Origin of the sequence: Streptomyces chromofuscus, from assembly GCF_015160875.1 — a bacterium.
GTDB classification, from domain to species: Bacteria; Actinomycetota; Actinomycetes; order Streptomycetales; family Streptomycetaceae; genus Streptomyces; species Streptomyces chromofuscus.
In genome coordinates this window covers 525,823-547,954 of sequence record NZ_CP063374.1, presented here as the reverse complement: position 1 = coordinate 547,954, position 22,132 = coordinate 525,823, and the positions used below count along the sequence as shown (strand labels likewise).

Genomic DNA, 22,132 nt, shown 5'->3' with positions numbered 1-22,132 from the left:
CGAGCGGTCCGGCGCCGTCGACTCCCCGGTGACGACGTGCTGCCAGTGATCGGCGACTGTACGAAGCGGAGGCGCGCCGAGTGCGGTCGGAGATCGGCTCCGGCTGCACTCCGAACGATCGGGCGGCCTCCCAGGGGCACCGGCGGTACGGGGAACGGGTCCCGGAGGGAGGCTCGGTCCACGGGATGGCCGGGCTCGACACGGCGGGCTTCGCTGAGCCGCAGCAGCGGTTCACCCGAACCCTCCCGCGCACCCCACTCGACCGGGTCCGGCACGACCCCGACGATGTCGCCCGCACCGGCGCGCCCCACACCCCGGCCGACGAACCACGCCTCGGTCTCCTCCAGCACGACGGCTCCGCCGTGCCCCTGTCGCCGGAAGGTGTTCACCGGCGAGCCGGCCCGACCTGCGCAGCGCTCGGTCTCGGTGCCGGCCCACACCGTGTCGGCGTCGGGCGGGCCCGCCGAAAGGCGTCAACGGGGTGGGATCGCCGCCTCGGCCGCCGCCTTGATCCGGGCGCCGAAACCGGCGGCGTCCTTGCGGAGAGTTGCTCGGTGACGCCGCTCGGCGGGATCTGCCTGTGCGTCGTCCACGACGGGACCGTGCGGGACCACAGCTTCCCAGGGATCGACGACGAGGCCTTCGGGCCCGGCGACGTGGTGCTGTTCGCGCCTCCCGACCCGCATGGCCGACGCCCTGTGGCAGATGGCCGGCCCCGGCCCGCGCCTGCGGGAGCTCTACGAGACCGACCCCCGGCTCGGCCACGCCGTCGTCGAGGTGGAACCCCGCCTGTGCCGCGTCCTCGCCGCCTTCCTCACCGGAATCGACGCCGGATGCCCCGCGACGGCCGGGGGAGCGGGTGAGGAGTGAGCGGATGGTGCGGATCACCTGAGTGCTTGTTTCTTGGGTGCTCGGTAGCTCTAACCTCGCGCTTTCACGAGGTGGGGTGTCCGAGGTTTGATCAAATAAGCGGAGAGTGCTCCTGACCTGCAACGATGGGACTTGTCTAGGGTCCTGTCGGCTGCACTGAAAGAAGCACTCTCCAGGTGAAGAAGCGTATCGGGTCCTACCCGCGTGTCCGCATCGAGGGCGGCGGCCGCCAGGTGGTCTCCCAGGCAGGGGGCGTGCTGCTGGTCGAGACCGTCCGCAAGGCCGGCTTGGACACCGCGATATCAGCGGCGCTGACGCCGTGGCGGAAGGCTCGTGCGGTGCACGATCCGGGCAAGATCCTGCTGGACGTGGCCCTGGCGATTGCGCTGGGCGGGGACTGCCTCGCGGATGTCGCCATGCTGCGGGCCGAGCCGGCAGTGTTCGGGCCGGTGGCCTCCGACCCGACGGTCTCCCGCCTCATCGACACCCTCGCAGCCTCCGGAGAGAAGGCCCTGCGGGCTATCCGGGCCGCGCGGGCCGAAGTCCGGCAACGTGTCTGGTGGTTGGCCGGCCGGGAAGCGCCTGATGCGGGCGGCACGGTGACCGTCGACCTCGACGGGGTGCTGGTGATCGCGCACTCGGACAAGGAGGACGCCGCACCCACGTGGAAGCGGACCTACGGGCACCACCCGCTGATGGGGTTCGTCGACCACGGACCAGGCGGCACCGGTGAACCGGTCACGGCCCTGCTCAGACCGGGCAACGCGGGCTCGAACACGGCCACCGACCACATCACCGCCACCCAACTGGCCTTGGCCCAGCTGCCGAAGAAGTACCGGCGCGGACGTCGGACCCTGATCCGCACCGACTCCGCGGGCGGCACCCACGACTTCGTCGCCTGGCTCGCCCAGCGGGGACGGTGGCTGTCCTACTCGGTCGGCATGGTGATCACCGAGGCGATCCACCAGCATGTGCTGAAGGTTCCGGCATCGGCCTGGACGGCAGCCGTCGAGGCGGACGGCGAGATCCGCGACGGCGCCTGGGTCGCTGAACTCACCGGCGACGTCCTGGACGGCTGGCCGGAGGGCATGCGGCTGATCGTCAGGAAGGAACGACCGCATCCTGGAGCCCAGTTGCGGCTCACGGATGCCGACGGCATGCGGCTGACCTGTTTCGCCACCAACACCTCGGGCCGGCCGATCGCCGCCCTCGAGCTCCGTCACCGGCTGCGGGCCCGGGCCGAGGACCGCATCCGCGCCGCCCGGGCCACCGGCCTGCGCAACCTGCCCCTCCACCGCACGGCCCAGAACCGGATCTGGCTGGAGATCGTGCAGATCGCTCTCGAGCTGCTGGCCTGGATGCCGATGCTCGCCCTGACCGGCAAGGCCCGCCTCTGGGAGCCCCGCCGACTACGGCTTTGCCTGTTCACCGCGGCCGGACAGCTCGTGACCACCGGCCGCCGGCGGATCCTCCGCCTGGCCGGGCACTGGCCCTGGACCAGCCACCTCACCGCCGCTCTCGAACGGCTCGCACTCCTGCCGAACCCCGGCTGACCAGCAAATTCCCCGTCCCTACTACAGCACCTCACCACCCGGAGCAGTGGAACCCGGCGCCCCCGAGACGACACTCGGGCCCTCAGCCTGCCCAGCCTCCGCCACCCGCAACAAGATGGTCCGCCGACTCCGTCAGCGGACCATCAAGAAAGATCGAGGCTAAGCTCTGCGGATGACCTTGGAATGGGAACAGGTAATCGTTCACTCGGAAGATCCGGCGGCCCTGGGCCAGTGGTGGGCCGAGGCTCTGGGGTGGGTCGTGGTCCAGTCCTCCGACGACGAGTTCGAGATCCGGCCGGAGCCGGATCGCCTGCCGGGGTTGGACTTCGTCCGTCTCGACGAGAGCAAGAAGTCCAAGAGCCGACTGCACCTGGACTTCAGGCCGGACGATCAGGAGGCCGAGGTGGCCCGTCTCGTGGCTCACGGTGCGAAGCGTGTCGACATTGGCCAGGGTGATCAATCGTGGGTCGTACTGGCAGACCCCGAAGGCAACGAGTTCTGCGTCCTGGGCCGGCGGCGTCAGTGAGGCTCATGCCTGGGCGCGGTCGACCGTGAAGCACCGGGGCAGGGTGGGTTGGTGCCTGATCCGGTCGCGGAGTGCTTCGAGGTTCGGACGGGCCCCACTGATCGAGCAGCACGCCCAAGCGGTCGGTTCGAACGGTTCAGCCGCACGGCGCGCGACCCGCGTCCGCGCCCACGGCGACGGCACCATGGCCACCCCCGAGGTGTTGAGGGCGGATGCGTCCCCTCGACCCTTATCGCCGTGGGCACCGGACCTGGCGGTTCGACGGTTCGCCGAAGCCGCACCTCCTCCCGCCCCCCGGACGGGAGGCCCCCGGAAAACGCGCGTGCGTTCGGAATCCGGCCCGTGCCAGGATGGCGCCGGGAAGCGAGGTGTCGTGGACGAGTTGAGGCGATTCCGCCAGGCACTGGTCGCCTGGGCGGCCGGTGGAACAGCGGCGGACGCGGCGGCCGCGGTGGCGCGGGAGCTGGCCGACGGCCGTGTGCGGACGGTCGTGCTCGTCGAGGGGACCAGTGATCAGGCCGCGCTCGAAGCGCTGGCCACGCGCTACGGTCGCGACCTCGGTGCGGAGGGCATCGCGGTGGTACCGCTCGGAGGGGCGACGAACATCGGGCGCTTCCTGGACGTGTGCGGTCCGTCGGGCCTCGGCCTCCCACTGGCCGGCCTGTGCGACATCGGCGAGGAGCGGCATTTCCGGCGCCATCTGGAGCGGGTGGGGCTCGGGACCGGCCTCACGCCCGTCGGACTGGAGGCGCTCGGGTTCCACGTGTGCGTCGCCGATCTGGAGGACGAGCTGATCCGCGCCCTCGGGCCCGAGGGAGTACGGCAGGTGATCGAGGCACAGGGCGAGACGCGTCCCTTCCGCACCTTCCAGGGCCAGCCCGCGCAACGGGAACGGCCCGTCGAGCACCAACTACGACGTTTCATGGGCACGCACAGCGGCCGCAAGGCACTGTACGCGCAGGCACTGGTGGCGCACCTGGACCTCCAGCACGTACCCCGCCCCCTGGACCGCCTCCTCACCCACGTGTGACCCGCCGTGCCCAGCACGGCGTGTTCTGTCTGCGCGCAAGCCGATGGCCGGGTCCCGAAGCGTCTACCGTCACCGATCAGGACCGGTCGTTGACGGGCGCGGCCGGAGGGCGGTGGGCCCGGACGAGGGTGCACCAGCGGTCACGTGATGGATATCAGGGACGGAACCGGCTGCGGAAGCGGGACCAGGAGGGCTCGGAGGAGTGCGTTGCGCGCGAGAGTGGTGCGGACGTCGCACCGTCGGGGCAATGGAACACCGGTGTGTGCGACGGCGACCCGAGCAGGGCGGGGGGACACCGCGCTGCCGGCAGCGACGCGACGAACCGTGTGTCGCCTGGAAGACGGACTCCGGCCGTTGGCACGGCCCCCACCAGACGGTCGGTTCCCACACCCCTGCGACGAGCGCGGCTGCCGGCATCGGAAGCATCCGGAGGCATCTGAGCAGCGGATGACGAGCGAGGCGGCCTGCCGGACGACTCGCGGGCGCCGGGCAGGCCCAACTCACTCACTGGAGCGTTACGAGAGTCACTGCATGATCGTCCGCGGTAGGTGGGAGGGCGTGCCGACGCAGTAGTAGACCTGCAGGGTGTAGCCGCGCCCGATGGTGACCATGGTGGGTTCGTGGGTGGTCCGGTACGGATGCCCGGTCGGCTTCTCGCCGTCCTCGCTGTCCTGCCCCTCCTCGACCGGACGCCAGCTGCCGGTCGCCCCGTCCCACTCGCTGCTGCCGATGGTGAGGAGGGCTTCCACGGGCCCGCCGCACTCGCCGCAGTGCAGTTCGTCGGAGTCCGCCGCATCGCGGAAGGTGAATGCGGCCGGCCATCCGCCTGCCTTCCAGCCGGGTGCGACGGACAGATCGTTCCCGTAGTCCACCGACTGCTCCTCGGACCACTTCAGCAGACGCGCCGCCCATTCCTCGTCGAGGAGGTGGGACGGGGGGAACTCGCGCACCGGTTCCGGATGCAGCAGGCACGGCTCCGGGACGTGGTCGCCGTCCTCGACGCAGGCCGGCTCGGGCGGAGCGGCCAGAACCTGCTCCACCTGTGAGGACAGCCGCCATCTCAGCTGCACGGCCGGGGAGCATCCCTCGATCTCGGCGGACGGCACCCACAGCACCTGCAGCAGGTCCGTCCCCTCGGGGAACGGAAGTCCGGGTACGTCACGGGCGTAGAACTGCGCGAGCGGAATCAGCGGCTGCGGCCCCGGCGGCAGTAGTTCCGCAGAGTGTCCCGCGTGTATCCGGTCCACGAGTTCCTGCTCCCGCTCGTTGAGCAGGTTCTGGCGAGGTCCCCGGGGCCGTGACCACGCCCGCGTGAGAACGGCCCGCAACGTGCGAACGTCCTCCAACGTGGTCAGTCGCCCGGAGTACCGGTACGTCGGCTCGTGCTCCGGCCAGGGCTCGTCCGCCGGCCACAGCAGCGGTCCGCCAACCGAACTGTCGTGGACGGTGGGTGCACCCGGGAGGGGGTGCAGCCGGACGGCCGTCCTCGCCAGGCTCGCCAGTTCCGGAAACGCGACGGTCACGTCCAGCGGGCGCGACGGTGTTGTACGTGTCATGTCATCCCTTCCCAACGCCGGTCCTGTATCCAAGCACGAGGCACGGACAGTCCGGTCGGGCGGCGTCAGCGTGCCCGCTGTGGCCGGCTGCTGTGGCTGCGGCCGAGCCCTGGTGCCGGGGAGCGCAGAGGGAGTTGCCCTTCCCCGAGCCCGTACGGCGTCGCCCTGCTGCCGTGCCCGGGGAGACCCCGAAGGCCGGACTCCTACGCCGACGTCAGTACGAGCGCTTACTCCCGCCGTCAGACGCTCCGTACCCCCGGTGCCCGGCACGGTGGTGCGTGTGAAACTCAGCCGCCCGGCACGCCGGGCCTCACTCGTCGTTCATGTCGTCGCCTCCGCGGGCTGGCTCGGGCTCACGTCCGGGTTGCTCGCACTCGCCGTCACCGCCTCCGCCACCGGATCCGCGGTGACGGTGGAGGCGTCCGTGCGGGCCATGAAGCTCTTCGCCGACTGGCTCCTGCTCCCCGTCGCGCTGCTCACGCTCCTCAGCGGCCTGCTGCTGTCCTTGGGAACACCGTGGGGGCTGGCGAGGCACCGATGGGTCTACACGAAGTTCTGGCTGACCCTGGCCACGATCACCGCCACGGCGTTCGCCCTGCGCCCCGGGGTGAACACCGCGGTCACCGCTGTGGCGGCCGGTGAGGGGCTGCCGGAGTCCGGGGACATCCTCATGGGACCGGTGGTGTCGCTGTCCGCCTACCTCTTCATGACGGCGATCTCGGTCCTCAAGCCCTGGGGACCGACCCGCCGGGGCCGCAGGCTGCGCCCCGCGGCGCGCGGTCCGGCGGCCGCCGGGCGCGCAGCGGAGACGGTGTGACCACCGGCTCCGCCGTGCCCCGTGAGGGATACGGCCGTACGGCGTCCCGGTGCTGGTGAGCAGTACGTTCTGCGGCGGCGTGCCACCAGCCGGGTGGAGACGGACCGACGACCGCGGAGGTGGGCTGGTCGGGATGGAGCCCGAGCCGTCGGAGCGCGTCAGGGGCGACGCGTACACCGAACCAGCCCTGCCAGTGGCCGTCCGGGCCGATGCCGCAGGTCAACTCCCACTGGATCTCGTCCGGGCCGAAGGGCATCCAGTCGATGCCGCGCTCGCGCAGTCAAGCGCCGGCGGCTGCCATCGGGTGGGGGCGGCCCGGCAGGTTCTCGTATGCGGCGATGGTGATCCACGCTTCGCTGGGTGTGTCCACGGCGTCCATGATGCCGGGCCTCCGGCCGTCCGTCCTCCCCATGCGTCGGGGACGACGATGGGGACAGCGGCCCCGTGGATCGTGCACCGGGAGAGGCTTTGACGGAGTGGGCCGCGATGAAGGAGCACGCGCAGGAGCAGAAGAAGGCAGCACGTCGCGGCTCACGTGCGGACAAGGCCGCGGAAGCGGAGCGGGACGTGCTCGCGAAGATCGCCGAGACGCCGGACTCCGACCGGATCCTGGCCGAGCGCGTCCATGCGATCATCACGGCCGACTCCACGTGACGGCGCAGGGGCCCTGAACCGACGGCTCAGGGCCCAGTGCCCCCAACGGACCGCTCAGCGTCTCCTACTGCCGACTCGACGCCGCCTCCGCATGCCTCGGTGCCGTCTCCCGGAGTGGTTCGGCGCAGGTCTGTCGTCCGTCACCACGCTCGCCCCGCGATCGGCGCGGATGAGTGCGATCACCGTGTCGGCAGTGCGGTCGAGGTGGCTTCGGCCGTCGGGCAACTGCGCCGCCGGGCTGATGTAGCTGCGCGGCCCGACGTGTGTGGCCGGGTCCAGCGGATGGTCGGTGATCTTCCCGGCACGCCAGGCCCGGTTCCACGCGCTGCCGCGGAACAGCCGCCAGCGCTGCGGGAACATCCAGGTACCGACCCGCTCGATCCGGTCGCTCGCGCTGGTCAGCCGATGCACGTGCTGGGCACGCGAGAGGTCGTTCGCGCCGTTGTGGAACCCACCGAGCATGATCAGCAACAGCGGGCAGCGCAACTGGGCGTGCAGTTCGTCCACGGCACCGCAAGCGACCTGGGCACCCCCGCTGTAGCTGAGCAGGACGACGGGGATGCCGCTGTCGGGCCGGTACCCGGCGAGCCGGAGCTGCGTGGCGATCTGCGAGCCGACGGCCCGGTTGTACAGGGGCCGGTACCGGTGGTCGGCGGCGACGAAGATCTGCATGACGTTGTGCAGGAACAGCAGCAGTCCGATGCGGCGCTGCAGCCACGCCCACACCGGCCGATCGGCCAGCGGGTCGGCCAGTGGCGAGTAGGGCTGCACCTGACCCAGCACCCGCAGTTCGGGCGCTCTGGCGAGCAGGGCCTTGACCAGCTGGCCGCCGTCCCGGCTGTCGCGGACGCGGCGCTTGCCGATGCCGTCGAGGTACACCAGGTAGGCACCTGGGGGACCGTCAGGGGCCGCGCCCCGGGCGTAGGGCACGCCCTTCGGGAGCACGGTGGTGGGGGACCGCCAGCCGGCGCCGTAGGCCAGCACCTCGTAGCGGGCCAGCAGAGCTTCGGCGAGCAGGGCCGGTCCGATTGCGAAGGCCCAGAGCACGAAACCGTTCATGCGATCGACTCCCTCGACTCCCTCGCCTCCATCGCGCTGAGCCCGACGACCAGACGCCGTACGGCCTCCACGGCGACACCGAGACCGGCGCCCGCGGCGGCCACGCAGCCGACGGCACTCCACCATCCCAGCCCGGTCGCGGCGGCGAGCGGGCCGGCCAGGCCGGCCCCGACCCCTACGAACAGGCAGAGGTGGAGGAAGGGTCCGAGCAGGGGAAACGCGAGGACGGCGGCGAGCACCAGCGGGGCGGCCAGGCCCGGCGTCCACACCAGCCCGTCGGCCGACGGGGGAGAGGACAGCACCAGTTCGGCCAGGGTCCACGCGGTCAGCGGCCACAGCGCGAACACCACGCTCTCGACGAGGCCGCCGGCCACCAGCAGCCCGGCCACGAGGGTGCGCGGCATGCCGGGTCGGCGGACCGCCAGGGGAAGGATGCGCCCGGCGGCCTCCGACACCCCGGCGAGGACCAGCAGGACGACAACGACGAGCGACATCACTCAGCCTCGCTGCGACGGATGGACGGCGTGCGGACACCGGACGAGCCGGCCGCGTGGATGTAGTGCTCGAGTTCGTCGGCGGCGCGCCGATATCCCCCGGCCTCCCGCTGGGCGATCCGCAGGGCGGCAGCGGCTGCCCGGAAGCGCGGGTCGTCGAGCAGCCGCCCGGCGAGGTCGCGCACGGAGGCCTCGGAGACCTTCGGGTTACGGATCGACAGGCCGGCGCCGAGCTCCACGACGCGACGGGCCACCATCGGCTGGTCGGCGCCCTGGGGGACCACCAGCATCGGCACCCCCGCGTACAGGGCCTCGTTGACGCTGTTCATCCCGCCGTGGGTGACGAACAACGCCGTACGGTCCAGTACTTCCGGTTGCGGGACGAAACGGCGGGCGAGCACGTTGGCCGGCAGGGGACCCAGCGCGGCGGGATCGGTGTGCCCGGTCGAGACGACCACGGTGCCGCCCAGCGGGGCGAGCGCCAGGGCGAAAGCGCGCAGCAGCTGCGGGTCGGTGTCGAACACCGTGCCCAGCGACGCGTACAGCACCGGGTCCCGCAGCTGGTCGGCCGGGAAGGAGGGGTCGTCCGGGCGGGCGCCGATGCTGGGCCCGACGAACCGGTAGGACTCGTCGAAATCCTCGGCGGCGGGCTGGAAGGCCCGAGAGGTGAAGACCAGGTTGAGCGGTTGGCGGATGTTGCCCAGGTCGAGCCAGGGCAGCCCGCGCGTGTCGAAGTCGTGGCGCAGGCCCCGGCGTGATCGCAGATAGCCCTGGAGGCTGCGTGGCCGGGCCGTCGCCGCGGCCAGCAGGGCCCACGAGCCGCGGGTCGGGCTGGGCACGCGCCGGTCGTACGCGAAGGTGGTGAACGACGACACGGCCGGCACCCCGAGTTCGTGGCCGGCGACGGCGCCCCATGGACAGGCGTTGTCGTGCACGATCAGGTCGGGCCCGATGCGGCGCAGATCGCTGAGCACCGTGGGCAGCAGGCGGACGGCAGTGCTCGCCAGCCCCGCGATCAAGGTCGCCGGTATCGGCGGGTCGGGCAGCGGCTGCTCGCCGCCGGGGTAGAGGTGCACCATCGCCCCCGCGGCGGCGATCTCCTCCCGGAACGAGGGTGTCGTGTGGTACGTGACGGTGTGGCCGCGTCGAACGAGTTCGGCCACGATCGGCAGCGTCGGGTTGACGTGCCCGCGCATGGCGATGTTGAGGAACGCGATGGTGCTCACTGGGCGACTCTCCACGGGGAGGAAGCCGATGCCCTGTCCGGGTCGGCCTGCGGGGTGAGAACGTCGTCGATGCGATACAGGCCCGGCCCGCTGACCCGCAGTCCGTCGAGGAAGTGTCCCGCGGTGCGGGAGGCGGTGCTGATCAGCCGCTGCGCATGGCCGAAGTCCCACGGGGCGGGCCAGGCCTCGACGCCGGTCGGCAGGACGACGGTCGGGATGTGTCCGGACACCTCGCGCAGATCACGCTCGATCCGGTGGTGCGCGAGCAGGAGCCGGGCCCTGGCGGCGATCGCGCCGGGACGGCGGCGCGGGACGGTCGGGCGCAACGGCGAGTTCTCCGGCCCGGTCGCCAGCACCACCACGCTGGCCGCCCCGGCCCGCAGAGCCGCGAGTACCGGAACGTGCGCGATCACGCCGCCGTCCACGAGGGTCCTGCCCTCCCGGTCCACCGGGGGCAGCATCCCGGGAATGGCGGCGCTGGCCAGCAGTGCGGACTCCAGGTCGCCGTGGTCGAGTGACACCGGGGCGCCGGTGCGCAGGTCCATGGCCACCGCGGTGAACGGGACGGCCAGTTCCTCGATCCGGGACGGCAACCCGGAACGGGCGATGAGCCGGCGCAGGCCGCGATCGGTGAAGATGCTGGTCCGTGACGGCAGGTAGCCGAGCGGATACACCTCACGGCGCCGCAACCGGCTCCACACGCCGTCCAGCCATGGCGCGGCCCCGGCGGGGTGGGCGGCCGCGATGGCCCCGACGAGGGCGCCCACCGAGCTTCCGATGATCATGTCGGGGACGAAGCCGCGCTCCTCCAGCGCGTACCCGCCGCCGACGTGCGCGGCTCCCAGCACGCCACCGGCGCTCACCACGACGGCCACGGGCCGGGGAAGGGCGTGCAGGCCCTCGGAGGACACGAGGCTCCCGGGCGGCGGGCTCGATGACAGGCCGAGCGTCCCTTCGACGCCGGTCGTGGCGCGACCGACGCCGGTCATGGTGCGACGTGTCCCCCGGTCACGGCCGGAGCCACGCGTCGAGTCGCCCCCGCCGAAGCCCGCGCGAGCCCATGGGACCGGTATCCGGCCACCAGCAAACATCTTCATCCACCTCTCTCACCACGGCACGGGATCGGAGTGCCGTGTCAGCCGCCTCCGGGCGGCAGCCCGACTTGCGACGCCAGCCGCCCGACGCGTCGGGCGAAGCCATCGCTGAGACGTGCGGCGACGCGCCGCAACGGTCCGGAGCGAGGCGCATGGCGTTTCGCGGGCGCCGTGGGCGTGGTTCCCGCACCGTGAAGCCTTGAGGTGGAGCCGGTCGCCGCCGTGCCCTCCGGCAGGGGGACTGGCTGTGCGGCGTCCACCGTGTCGACGAACGCGACCGTCTCGGCGAGGGGCGCCCGGCCCGTGCGGAAGCAGCGTGCCGTGTCGTCCTCGAATCCGATCGACATGCCGCAGAAGAGGATGAGCTGGTCCGGTGGTGACAGGATCTCCGCCACGGTCGTGTGGAACTTCGCCCAGGCCATCTGCGGGCAGCTGTGCAGCCCTTCCGCGCGGAGCAACAGCATGACGGTCTGCAGGTACATGCCGACGTCGGACCACTGGGCCGGGCCCATGTCGCGATCGACGTAGCAGAAAAGGGCGGCGGGCGCGCCGAAGCACTCCCAGTTCGCGGCAGCGGCCCGCTGGCGGGCCTCCAGATCCTCGCGCGCTATGCCGAGCGCGCCGTAGCGCTGCTCACCGAAGGCGGATCGGCGCTCGCGGTACGGGGACTTCAGGACGGGCGGGTACTGCTGGTACTCCGGCTCGTCCCAGGCGTCGCCCGCGGTCAGGCGCCTGCAGGTGCGCTTCTTGAGTTCGGCCAGCGCTCCGTCGGTCAGCACGTAGACGTGCCACGGCTGGAGGTTCGATGCGGAAGGCGTGCGGGTGGCGGCGGACAGTACGCGGTCCAGTGCTTCCCTCGGGACGGGCCGGTCGGAAAAGGCCCGCACGGCCCGTCGGCTGGTGACCGCCTCGTAGACATCCAACATCGCCCACCTCCGGGCTGCTCGATGTTCATCGTTCGTTACACCCGAGATAATATCATTCGTTACCATCTCAAGCGATACTTTCATTGTGCATGAATCAAGCCGGGTGTTAAAGGGGCGTGAGCGGCCCGACGGGCGATGTCCTGATGGTGGACAGCCCGCGCATCGATACGACGGCGACGGATGTCAGGGGTGAGGGCCGCGTACGCCGTCAGGGGTGCCCCGCGGCGCCGGGCAGGGGTCGCGCTGACGCGTGCTTACGCTTCTTCGCCCGCGGGATGGGCGAAGCGGGTCAGCAGATCCATCAGCTGCTGGGCCTCTCCGGGCTCCAGTTCGGCGACCAGGCGCTTGGTCAGGGGCTCCGCGGCCACGTGAGCCGCGTCGAAAATCTCTCCACCCTTGGGCGTGATCTCCACCGCGCGGGCTCGCCGGTCGCCCGGGACGGCCTTGCGCACGGCAAGCCCTTTGTGTTCCAGGTCGTCCACGACCCGCATGATCCCCGCCTTGTCCGTCCCCGTCGCCGCGGCCAGGTCCCGCTGCATCGTGGAACCGCGGTTCACCAGCACGACCAGGACGGCGAAGTGCCGCAGCTCGATGCCGAGCGGCCGAAGGGCCTCCGTCATGACCGCGGCGGCACGCCAGTGCGCCCGGCGCAGCAGCAGACCGAGGGCGAAGGGCGATGCGTCCCCGGGCCGGTCGGTCGCGCGCGGGACGGTGCTGTCATGAGGGGCGTCGGCGGTCATGGCCGCACAGTACCAGCCGTCTTTTCACTCGATACGGTATCGCTTGAAACCAAGCGCGACGGTTGTCCGTCTCCCCGTCGAAGGTCGGGGCGACGCGGAGACGGACAACGTGTCCGGCCGGGCCGGACGCGGCGGCTGGCTCAGCCGAACTGACCGGGCTGGTAGTCCCCGGCCGGCTGCTGGTTGATGACGTTGATGCGGTTGTAGGCGTTGATGATGGCGATGAGGGACAGCAGGGCGACGAGCTGGTCCTCGTCGTAGTACTTGGCGGCGTTCTGCCAGGCCTCGTCGGTGACCCCGCCGGCCGCGTCGGCGATCCGGGTGCCCTGCTCGGCCAGCTCCAGCGCGGCGCGCTCGGCGTCGGTGAAGACCTTGGCCTCCCGCCACGCGGCGACCATGTGGAGACGCTCGTGCGTCTCCCCGGCGTGGATCGCGTCCTTGGTGTGCATGTCGGTGCAGAAGCCGCAGCCGTTGATCTGGCTGGCGCGGATCTTGACCAGCTCCTGCGTCGCGATCGGCAGCCCCGACTCCGACACCACCTTGTTCGCCGAGTTGATGTGCCGGAGCACCTTGCCCGCGAGGGGGTTGCCGAAGAAGTTGAGACGCGGATCCATGTCGATCTCCTTGCTGGGTTGCGATGACACACTTCCGACCGGACAGCGCCGCGGTCTGTGACAGCGGTGTGTGTGGCGTGCGTCACCAGTGCGGCCCCGCCGGGCCACTCGTCACCCGCTGACTCGGGGTGCTGCCCGAACCGGGTGTCACGCGGATCCGCCAGGAGGGCACCCGAACGGAAGGCGCGGGGTCAGGCCGCGGCGGAGTGCTCTTCCGGCTCGGTCGCGTCGTTGCCGGTGGCCTTGCCGCCGGGGAGGAGACGCAGATGGCGGGGCCGGGCGTGCCGGGCGGGGTGCGGTTCCCGCTGGAGCGTGTCCTCGATACGGCTCATGACGACCAGCAGCAGGCTGAGTCCGGGCAGCAGCAGGACGGCGAGCGTGAGCATGGGCTTTCCCCTCCCTGTATGGCCGTGACAGGCGGGTGCCCGGGAAAGCCGCATTGATAGACGGCGCGACACGAAAAGCACGCGACTTCTCGGCGAGCCGCGCTCACGAGCTCACCGGAGGCACGCGCACGCAGCCGAGTTGGCGGAGGAGCAGACCCTCCACCAACTCACTGACGTACGCCTCACCAGGCGGGCGAGCTCAGTGCTGCTCCGGCAGGTCGCGCTCGGCCGGCACCGGAACCCGGTCGTCCGTGGGCGCGGTGGCGGAGCGCGCGGACGACGCGGGCGTCGGCTTCTTCCCGCAGAACGCGGCCTCCAGCGTGCCGCCGAGCGCCGTGTTGGCCTCGCCGCGATTGGAGGTGTTCGCCATCGCCGACAGGCTGCGACGGCCGTCGCGGGTCGAGAAGGCGTACGTGTAGTAGCCCTGGACCGTGCCGGTGTGGCCGTACACCTGCGTGCCGCACGACAGGTCGTAACGGCGCAGACCGAGCCCGTAGAAGCGGGTGTTGGTCGTGTCCGTCGGCGTCACGGTCGTCATGGCCCGAAGCATGGCGGGGGACAGCAGCCGACCGCTCATGAGTGCGCTGGTGAAGGTGTTCAGGTCGGCGGGGCTGGAGACGACGGCCCCCGCGGACTGCGCCCACGACACGGTCTGCTCGGTGGAGTCCACGAGCGGCGCGCCGGCCTCGTCGGAGTGCAGGTAGCCACGTACGTGCAGTCCCTTGATGCGTGTCTGCGGGTGGACGTACGAGGTGTGCCGCAGCCTCAGCGGCTTGATGATGCGGCGCTGGTAGGCGTCGGCCACCGGACGGCCCGTCAGCTTCTCGATGAGCATGCCGACCACCACGAAGTTGGTGTTCGAGTACTTGTACGCGGCGCCGGGTTCGGTGGTGGGGGGCTCGGCGAGGGACAGGTCGACGAGCTCCCGGTAGCTGAACACCCGGTTCCGCACGGCTTCGAAGCCGGGCACGGTCTGGTGGAACATCGCCTCGGTGTAGTCGGCCAGGCCGCTGCGGTGGGTGAGCAGGTGCCGGACGGTGATGCGGTCGTCGGGCAGCAGCCCCGGCAGGTACTGATTGACCGAACGGTCGAGCTCCAGCCATCCCTCCTGCACCAGTTGGAGCAGCACGACGCTGGAGAACGTCTTGCTGACGCTCCCGATCCGGAACCGCGCAAGCATGTTCATCGGCGCCCCGGAGGCCCTGTCGCGGACTCCGGCGGTACGGCTCCTGACGCCGTCCGGCGCGGTGTAGCGCGCCATGGCGCCCGGCGCGCCCTTGGTCATCGCGGCGTTCAGCGCGGCGACCACCCCGTCCATGTCGGGTGCGGGCGAAGCGGGCGCGTGGTCGACGGCGGCGGGGACGGCACGGGGCGCGGCTGGAGCGGCCGACGCGCTCGCCAGGGGAGCCACGCCCCCGGCGAGCGCGGCGATCACGGTGACGCTCACAGTCAGGCGTCGGTGCGGCGACAGGGGCACGATGACTCCTCGGTTGCTTCCTGGACACGTTCGACACGGCGCTTCGGCGATCGGCCCACGGCGGCGGCCGGCCGCGGACACCCATGGATCATGAGTGCCTGAACACCGCACTCGGTTGCCGACACGCGACGCGAATCGCAAGTCGCCGCGAGGGCGAAGGGGTTCGGTCGGACGCGGTCGTGCGCGATCAGAACGCGCTGACAACCGTCGAGGAGGTGCGCCGCACCGAACGCCCGAGACGAGGAGTCGTGCCCGGGCGGCTTCGGGGGCCGGTCCACGCATCCGGACGCTGCCGGTGACCGGCCGACGGGAGTGTGACGCGCGGGAGTTCACCGTCTCCCGCGCGTCACGGTCGGGTCAGATGCCGAACGCGGCGGCGTAGTGGACGGTGCCGCTCGGCAGCGGGTGGTCGTTGTCGAGGCTGAGTGCCATCACGGCCTCGTCGGGCACGTCGATGGTCAGGCCGATGCCGTGGTCACTGGCGCGGGTGAACCCGAACCGTGGGTAGTAGGTCGGATGCCCCAGGACGACCACATGGTGCTCGCCCTGTGCCCTTGCCGCGGCCAGGGCAGCGCGGACGGCCGCGCTGCCCGCACCGGTGCGCTGCCGCTCCGGGCGGACGGCGCACGGGGCCAGGCACAGGGCCGCTGTGGTGCCGATGTGGCAGCGGGTCAGCAGGGCGTGGCCCGCAGGGCGGCCGGTCTCGTCCGCCGCGACGAGGGAGAGGCCCTCGATCCAGGCGGTCGGGTCGGCGCGCAGGGCGTCGACGAGGTCGGCCTCGGCGGAGGTCGGGAAGGCGGTGAGGTTGATGTCGCGGATGGCGGGGATGTCGGCGCTGGTTTCGGCGCGCGTGATCCAGGTGTTGCCCATGACGGTGGAAGGTCCGTTCCAGAAGATGTCCGTGTGGTGGTGCCCCGCGAGCTCACGCTCTCAGCGAGGCGAGGCAGGAGTCAGGCCACGGCCCGGGACGTGAGGGAGACCCGGACACGACGCATGGTGGCCTTCAGCACGGTCATCAACCCCACCTCCCTCTTCCTCGGCTCCAGATCCGGCACGGGCACGGCAACCCTACACCGCTGAGACGGCCCTACCACCCGTCACGCCGTACGCTCACGGGTCTCCCCGTCGGGATCACCCGCCGACTGGGCGCGCAGTTCCAGGGCGACGTGCGGCGACAGCGCGCGGAGGAAGTCGGGCGCGTCGAAGATCTCGCCGGCCGAGGCGACGCCGGTCGCCCTGATCCGGCCCGTGAGGATGCGGTCGACCGCTTCCACCGCGAGCGGCGCGGTGACGGCGTAGATGTCCTGGCCCGTGGCCACCGCGCGCCGTTCGCTGTCGCCGGAGCGCACGACGGCGTCGACGAGGAAGGTCTGCGCGGACCGGCCGTGCTCGTCGGCCGCGGTGGGCGCCGGGGTGTCGGGGGCCGACAGCTCCCTGGCCGCCTCGACGGTCATGTAGGTGCGCACTTCGGGTATGGGCAGGTGGCTGGGCACGGTGACGACGTCGGCCATCGTGAACTCCCCGATGACGGCGCGGGGCCCCATCGGGTCGGGGAACGCCCATTCCACGGTCCGCAGGTCGTCCTGGTGGTACTCCAGCCGCCCGTTCCTGTAGCGGACCTTCCGTCCCCCGCGCCGCCGACCGGAGACCGCGCCCGCGGCACGCGTCCCGGCGGTGGGGTGCCAGCCGCTCAGCCCGTACGCGACGTGTGCCTCGTCCGCCTTCGTCCAGTCGCCCATCGCGGTGCTGATCAGCAAGTCGCCGAGGCCGCCGTAGAAGGCCATCGCGGGGACGACGACCGCTCCCTCGGCGCGGGCGCGGTCCGCGAAGTGCGTGAACGTGTCGACGTTGGCCTCGATCTCGGCCGCGACGTCCACGTACGGGATACCCGCGCGCAGGGCCGCCTCGATCACCGGCGCGGCCGTCGTGGCGAAGGGCCCGGCGCAGTTGATGACCGCTGCCGCACCGCCCAGTGCACGCTCGAGCGCGGCCGGGTCGTCGACCGACGCCGGACGGGCGTCCACACCGGCTCCGAACTCCTCCGCGAGCCTCGTGAGCCGGTCGGCGTCACGGCCGGAGAGGACCGGGACGAAACCGCGCTCCCGCAGGTGTGCCACCACGAAGCGCCCGGTGTGTCCGTACGCGCCGTACACCGCGACCTCGAGCCCCGCTGTCATGGGTGTTCCTTCCCTCGCACTGATCCGCGTTGTCGTGCCACGACCATGCTGTCGGGAACAGACGTCCCACACGAGTGTCCGGAACGCCATGACCCGTACAATTCCGGACGTGAAGAACACTGTCGCGCTGGCGCTCACGGACGGGATGCTCCCCTTCGAACTGGCGATGGCCCAGGAGGTGTTCGGCTCCGCCCCGGCCGAGGTGGCGGAGCCCTGGTACGACCTCGTGGTCTGCGGGCCGGGTCCCGTGCGGGTGGGCCGGTTCCTGCTGGAGCCCGACCACGGCCTCGACCGGCTCCCGCATGCCGGCACCGTGATCGTCCCGGGCTGGGCCGACGTCGACCAGGCGCCGCCCGCCGCCCTGGTAGACGCGGTGCGCGCCGCCCACGAGGCCGGCGCACGCGTGGCCTCCCTGTGCACCGGCGCGTTCGTGCTGGCGGCCGCCGGCCTGCTGGACGGGCTCCGCGCGACCACGCACTGGGCGCACACCCAGGTCCTGGCCGACCGCCACCCCCGAATCGAGGTCGACCCGGACGTGCTCTACGTCGACAACGGCCGCGTGCTCACCTCCGCCGGCAAGGCCGCGGCCATGGACCTGTGCCTGCACCTGGTCCGCCTCGACCGCGGTTCGTCGATCGCCAACACGGTCGCCCGCCGCCTTGTCGTCCCGCCGCACCGGGACGGCGGACAGGCCCAGTTCGTCACCACCCCGGTGCCCGCCCCGGACAACCACCCCCTGGCCGCGCTGCTGCCCTGGGCACTCGAACGACTCGACCAGCCGCTGACCGTGGAGGACCTGGCGCGCCGGGCGAGGATGAGCTCGCGCAACCTGGGCCGCCACTTCAGGGCCGCGACCGGCACCACCCCGCTGCAGTGGCTGCTGACCCAACGGATCCGCCACGCCCAGGCGTTGCTGGAGACCACCGACGACAGCGTCGACACCATCGCGGCGGCCACGGGGATGGGCACCGCCACGACACTGCGCAGGCACTTCCATCGCACGGTCGGCGTGCCTCCGGACACCTACCGCCGCACCTTCCGTGCGAGGAACCGGCCCGGGCCCCTGCCGCAGCAGACCAGCGCCTGACGCGCCCGCGACCCTGCCGCTCGGATGCGGCGGCCACCCGCACCTGGGTTCTGCCCCCGTGCACAGCGAAGGCCCGCTGCCGACCGCCCCCGGCGGCGACAGCGGGCCATTCCCGCTCGTGACGGTTCAGCGCGTCACGACGTGCCGCTCGTTGGGTACACAGTGGGTCATGGTCAGGCCCGTGACATCACGCGGCGGGTTCTTGCCCAGGTTGCCCAGCCGCTTGCGGTCCTCGTCCGTGAGGTCCTGGCCGGCCAGCGGCTCGAGACCGGCGACGTCCTCGGGGCCGATGCCGAGGCCCTCGCCGACGCGCAGGCCGAGGTCGTTCTCGACCAGCAGGAAGTGCCAGACCATGCGCTCCTGCACGGGGCGGTCGCACTGGGACAGCAGATCGGTGAAGTTCCGCACCAGGTCGTCGCGCTCCCACTCCTCCATGAGCAGGTAGCGCTGACCGGCCTGCATGTAGTCGTTGGTACGCGGGATCCGCTTGCGGGTGAGCCTGCCGTGGATCTCCGGGCCCTGCTCGTCGTGGGCCGGGTACTGCGCCTCGCGCAGACCGCCGGTGAGGGACGGCTCGTAGTTGACGTGCGGGTTCTCGCCCGCGCCGTCCACGTGGTACGTCATCAGGCCGTCACGCTGGTTGGTGCGCACATCGGCGTTCTTGGCCTGGTTGACGGGGAGTTGGAGATAGTTCGGGCCGACCCGGTAGCGCTGGGTGTCGCTGTAGGAAAAGGTCCGGCCCACCAGCATCTTGTCGTCCGAGAAGTCCAGGCCGTCGACGAGGACGCCGGTGCCGAAGGAGATCTGCTCGTTCTCGGCGAAGAAGTTGTCCGGCATCCGGTCGAGCACCATCCGGCCCACCGGCTTCGGCGGGAAGTCCTGCTCGGGCCAGGTCTTGGTGTCGTCGAGCGGGTCGAAGTCCAGCTCCGGGTGCTCGTGGTCCTCCATCATCTGGACCAGGAGCTCCCACGCGGGGTAGTCGCCGCGGGAGACCGCCTCGTACAGGTCCTTGGTGGCGTGACCCAGGGAGTCGGCCTGCACGTTGGCGGCGTCCTCCTCGGTCATGGAACGCACGCCCTGCTTGGGCATCCAGTGGTACTTGACGAGAACGGTGTTGCCCTCGGCGTTGACCCACTTGTACGTGTTCACGCCGAAGCCCTGCATGTGGCGGTAGTCCGCGGGGATGCCGCGCGGGCTGAACAGGTTGACGAGCATGTGCATCGACTCGGGCGTCTGCGACATGAAGTCGAAGATGCGGCGCGGCTGCTGCTCGAAGGTGACCGGGTCGGGCTTGAGGGCGTGGATGACGTCCGGGAACTTGATCGCGTCGCGGATGAAGAAGACGCCCAGGTTGTTGCCGACGAGGTCCCAGTTGCCGTCCTCGGTGTAGAACTTCACGGCGAAGCCGCGGGGGTCGCGGGCGGCCTCGGACGAGTCGCGTCCGCCGATGACGGTGGAGAAGCGGACGGCCAGGTCGGTGCGATTGCCGCGTTCCTGGAACAGTTTGGCCCGGGTGTAGCGGCTGATCGGCTCGTCACCCCAGCTGCCGTAGGCCTCGAAGAAGCCGTAGGCCGTGACGCCGCGGGCGTGCACGACGCGCTCGGGGATGCGCTCGCGGTCGAAGTGGCTGATCTTCTCCAGGAACTGGTAGTTCTCCAGGGTGGCGGGGCCGCGGGCGCCGACCGTGCGCTGGTTCTGGTTGTCGTAGACCGGGTGGCCCTGGCGATTGGTCAGCACCCTGCGGTCGTCACCCGGAGCGGGTCCGGTTCCGGATACGTCCGTCATGTTCTGGGGCTCCTTCGGCTTGTGGCAGGTGACAGGCCCCGGCGCGGCGACTCGGGCCGGTGGCGTCGGACCGGGCGGGTACCCGGCCGGTCGGCGACACTCACGCATCCGACCGCACATCAACGGGCGGCGCGACCGCTGACGGCCCATCGGGGGACGCGGTCCGGATCCGGCCTCGACCGCTCAGTGCGGGCCGGGTCAGTCACCGGTTCGACTCGTGATCGCGGTCGTCCGGGAGAGCGCGCGTGCTGCGGCGGGTGTGCCGCGTACGCCGCGGCGCCCGGTGCCGACGGGAAGGCCGCGACGGCACCCGACGTCTTGCCCGCCGACACGCGTGCTCCTCACCACCTGGAATCGGTGGCGCCGACGGTCACTCCCCAGGTGCTCGGGAGGAGGCGGATCGGCGTGTCGCTGGGACAGACGGGTGGCGCGATGACACGGCTGGACGGCTCGGATGGTGAGCGGTGGCGGCCTGGTTGACGGTGGTTCATGTCGAGGCCGGGTCTATTCGAGCTGATGCCCTGTCCGCTGCCCGGCCACGGCGGAAGGACACCGATATGCGTTCTGCCCGCATTCTTCTCGCCACGGCGGCCGCCTCCGCCGCCCTCGCCTTCGCCACGCCCGGCGCCGCTCTCGCCGCGCCGGCCGGCAGCGAAGGAGGGGACTCCTCGTACAGCAGCGACCACGACAAGGGCGACCACGACAAGGACAAGGACAGCGACTACGACAAGGACAACAACCACGACGAGGACTACGACAAGGACAACAACCACGACGAGGACTACGACAAGGACAACAACCACGACGAGGACTACGACAAGGACAACAACCACGACAAGGACCACGACAAGGACCACGACAAGGACTACAGCAAGGACTACGACAAGGACAGCAACCACGACGGGCCGCGCGGCGGAATGCACACGGGCGGCGGTGCCCTCGCCGCGGTGCGGGGCGACGACTGGAGCTCGGACCACGACGGCGGTAAGCACGACTCCTCCGACTCCTACAAGGACAAGGGCGGCAAGGAGGAGTGGGGCGGTGACGACCACGGCAAGCCGCGCGGCGGCATGCACACCGGTGGTGGCGCCCTCGCCTCGCCCGGGGTCACCGCGGGTGGACTGGCGATGGTCGCGGTAGGCGCCACCGGCCTGTACGCGGTGCGCCGTAGGAAGGCCACCGACCCGGCTTCCTGACCGGTCCTACGTACTCACCAGGGATGCGGCCGCCGCCGGCGCACACCGTGCTGGCGGCCCGCGCTCCCGAGCCCCGAAGCCCGTGCTGCCGTGCCCGAGTGAGGTGATGTCCGATGGCAGCAGATCCCTCCTCCACGCCCTCCGCTCAGCCTGCGGCGAACGGGCAGTATTCCGGCCAAGGCGGACGACTGACCCTGTGGGGCGTGGCGATCGTCATCATCGCCGCCAGTGTGTTCGGCGACCACCAAGGGCCCGGAACCGTCCCGGCGACCTCCGCCTCCGCACCCGCGACCGCCTCCATCTCTCCCGACGCCGACACGCGCCGGGCCGCGCGTCCACTGCCCCGTGCCACACCGATCCGGTTGCTCATCCCGAAGATCTCCGTGGACGCCCCCTTCACCCCCCTGGCCATCGGCGCCTCGGGGCAGCTCGAGCCTCCGTCCGCGACCGACACCAATCTCGTCGGCTGGTACGCCAAGGGCGCCTCGCCCGGCGAGCGGGGTACCTCGATCATCGCCGGGCATGTCGACACGGCCACCGCGCCCGCCGTCTTCGCCGGCCTCTACGAACTCCGGCGCGGCGACCGCTTCTCCGTCGACCGGTCCGACGGGCGCAAGGCGGACTTCGTCGTCGACCACGCCGAGACCTTCCCGAAGGACGACTTCCCCGACGAGCGCGTCTACGCCGACACCGCGCGCTCCGAGGTCCGGCTCATCACTTGCGCGGGGGACTACGACCACTCGGTGAAGGACTACACCGAGAATCTGGTGGTCTTCGGCCACCTTGTGTGATGTGGCTCGTGGCTGGTGCGCGTCCGGCGGCGGACTCCGCCGCCGGACGCGCACGCTCGCCCGGCGTGTCCGCG

The 22,132-nt window shown here is 71.3% G+C and carries 20 protein-coding genes and 2 pseudogenes; 9 read left to right on the top strand and 13 right to left on the bottom strand.

Features of this window, described 5'->3' with window-relative positions:
- Positions 1-678: 678 nt before the first annotated feature.
- The 4 genes and pseudogenes from IPT68_RS02385 to IPT68_RS02370 form a co-directional block, all read left to right on the top strand.
- Positions 679-870: pseudogene (locus IPT68_RS02385) on the top strand (TetR/AcrR family transcriptional regulator); the annotation flags it as partial.
- 176 nt (positions 871-1,046) lie between these two features.
- On the top strand, positions 1,047-2,423 hold the full coding sequence (locus IPT68_RS02380; protein ID WP_189702455.1) for an IS1380 family transposase: 1,377 nt from the start codon (positions 1,047-1,049) through the stop codon (positions 2,421-2,423).
- 172 nt (positions 2,424-2,595) lie between these two features.
- Positions 2,596-2,949, top strand: a complete 354-nt coding sequence (locus tag IPT68_RS02375; protein WP_189701278.1) for a VOC family protein — start codon at positions 2,596-2,598, stop codon at positions 2,947-2,949.
- Positions 2,950-3,322: 373 nt separating this feature from the next.
- Complete coding sequence (locus IPT68_RS02370) at positions 3,323-3,979, top strand: ATP-dependent endonuclease (protein ID WP_189701277.1); 657 nt, start codon at positions 3,323-3,325, stop codon at positions 3,977-3,979.
- A gap of 524 nt (positions 3,980-4,503) precedes the next feature.
- Here IPT68_RS02370 and IPT68_RS02365 read toward each other — a convergent pair.
- A complete protein-coding gene (locus IPT68_RS02365) occupies positions 4,504-5,535 on the bottom strand; it encodes a hypothetical protein (protein ID WP_189701276.1) in 1,032 nt (343 codons plus the stop codon).
- 280 nt (positions 5,536-5,815) lie between these two features.
- Here IPT68_RS02365 and IPT68_RS02360 point away from each other — a divergent pair, with 280 nt between their 5' ends.
- Together IPT68_RS02360 and IPT68_RS02355 are read left to right on the top strand one after the other, a co-directional pair.
- The gene (locus IPT68_RS02360) at positions 5,816-6,352 is read left to right on the top strand and encodes a DUF2269 domain-containing protein (RefSeq protein ID WP_189701275.1); all 537 of its coding nucleotides are present in this window, start codon (positions 5,816-5,818) and stop codon (positions 6,350-6,352) included.
- Between the two features lie 486 nt (positions 6,353-6,838).
- Positions 6,839-7,006, top strand: coding sequence for a hypothetical protein (locus IPT68_RS02355; protein ID WP_189701290.1), 168 nt, complete (start codon positions 6,839-6,841; stop codon positions 7,004-7,006).
- A 54-nt stretch (positions 7,007-7,060) separates the two neighbouring features.
- On the opposite strand, the gene IPT68_RS02350 is transcribed toward IPT68_RS02355, so the two are convergent.
- The 11 genes and pseudogenes from IPT68_RS02350 to IPT68_RS02300 form a co-directional block, all read right to left on the bottom strand.
- Positions 7,061-8,065, bottom strand: a complete 1,005-nt coding sequence (locus IPT68_RS02350; RefSeq protein WP_228040203.1) for a hypothetical protein — start codon at positions 8,063-8,065, stop codon at positions 7,061-7,063.
- A complete protein-coding gene (locus IPT68_RS02345; RefSeq protein ID WP_189701274.1) occupies positions 8,062-8,559 on the bottom strand; it encodes a hypothetical protein in 498 nt (165 codons plus the stop codon). The genes IPT68_RS02350 and IPT68_RS02345 overlap by 4 nt, the downstream gene beginning before the upstream one ends.
- On the bottom strand, positions 8,559-9,785 hold the full coding sequence (locus tag IPT68_RS02340) for a macrolide family glycosyltransferase (protein ID WP_189701273.1): 1,227 nt from the start codon (positions 9,783-9,785) through the stop codon (positions 8,559-8,561). Before IPT68_RS02340 ends, IPT68_RS02345 begins: the two co-directional genes overlap by 1 nt.
- The gene (locus IPT68_RS02335) at positions 9,782-10,774 is read right to left on the bottom strand and encodes a patatin-like phospholipase family protein (RefSeq protein WP_189701272.1); all 993 of its coding nucleotides are present in this window, start codon (positions 10,772-10,774) and stop codon (positions 9,782-9,784) included. The genes IPT68_RS02340 and IPT68_RS02335 overlap by 4 nt, the downstream gene beginning before the upstream one ends.
- Before the next feature lie 368 nt (positions 10,775-11,142).
- Positions 11,143-11,802: pseudogene (locus IPT68_RS02330) on the bottom strand (nitroreductase); the annotation flags it as partial.
- Between the two features lie 257 nt (positions 11,803-12,059).
- On the bottom strand, positions 12,060-12,545 hold the full coding sequence (locus IPT68_RS02325; protein WP_189701271.1) for a MarR family winged helix-turn-helix transcriptional regulator: 486 nt from the start codon (positions 12,543-12,545) through the stop codon (positions 12,060-12,062).
- Between the two features lie 140 nt (positions 12,546-12,685).
- A complete protein-coding gene (locus IPT68_RS02320) occupies positions 12,686-13,159 on the bottom strand; it encodes a carboxymuconolactone decarboxylase family protein (protein ID WP_189701270.1) in 474 nt (157 codons plus the stop codon).
- A gap of 191 nt (positions 13,160-13,350) precedes the next feature.
- Positions 13,351-13,545 carry a hypothetical protein gene (locus tag IPT68_RS02315; RefSeq protein ID WP_189701269.1) on the bottom strand — a complete coding sequence of 65 codons (195 nt, stop codon included), beginning with the start codon at positions 13,543-13,545 and terminating at the stop codon, positions 13,351-13,353.
- Positions 13,546-13,744: 199 nt separating this feature from the next.
- The gene (locus tag IPT68_RS02310; protein WP_189701268.1) at positions 13,745-15,022 is read right to left on the bottom strand and encodes a serine hydrolase domain-containing protein; all 1,278 of its coding nucleotides are present in this window, start codon (positions 15,020-15,022) and stop codon (positions 13,745-13,747) included.
- 357 nt (positions 15,023-15,379) lie between these two features.
- Positions 15,380-15,892 (bottom strand): GNAT family N-acetyltransferase, encoded by a 513-nt coding sequence (locus IPT68_RS02305; protein ID WP_189701267.1) that lies wholly within the window; start codon positions 15,890-15,892, stop codon positions 15,380-15,382.
- 227 nt (positions 15,893-16,119) lie between these two features.
- The gene (locus tag IPT68_RS02300; protein WP_189701266.1) at positions 16,120-17,199 is read right to left on the bottom strand and encodes a saccharopine dehydrogenase family protein; all 1,080 of its coding nucleotides are present in this window, start codon (positions 17,197-17,199) and stop codon (positions 16,120-16,122) included.
- Between the two features lie 88 nt (positions 17,200-17,287).
- Between IPT68_RS02300 and IPT68_RS02295 the strand changes: the two genes are divergently transcribed.
- On the top strand, positions 17,288-18,286 hold the full coding sequence (locus tag IPT68_RS02295; RefSeq protein ID WP_189701265.1) for a helix-turn-helix domain-containing protein: 999 nt from the start codon (positions 17,288-17,290) through the stop codon (positions 18,284-18,286).
- Positions 18,287-18,412: 126 nt separating this feature from the next.
- Here the strand turns inward: IPT68_RS02295 and IPT68_RS02290 are convergent, their stop codons facing one another.
- Entirely contained in the window at positions 18,413-20,071 is a 1,659-nt protein-coding gene (locus tag IPT68_RS02290) for a catalase (RefSeq protein ID WP_189701264.1), read from the bottom strand.
- A 557-nt stretch (positions 20,072-20,628) separates the two neighbouring features.
- Here IPT68_RS02290 and IPT68_RS02285 point away from each other — a divergent pair.
- On the top strand, positions 20,629-21,267 hold the full coding sequence (locus tag IPT68_RS02285) for a hypothetical protein (protein ID WP_189701263.1): 639 nt from the start codon (positions 20,629-20,631) through the stop codon (positions 21,265-21,267).
- Positions 21,268-21,380: 113 nt separating this feature from the next.
- A complete protein-coding gene (locus tag IPT68_RS02280; protein ID WP_189701262.1) occupies positions 21,381-22,058 on the top strand; it encodes a class F sortase in 678 nt (225 codons plus the stop codon).
- Positions 22,059-22,132: the final 74 nt, after the last annotated feature.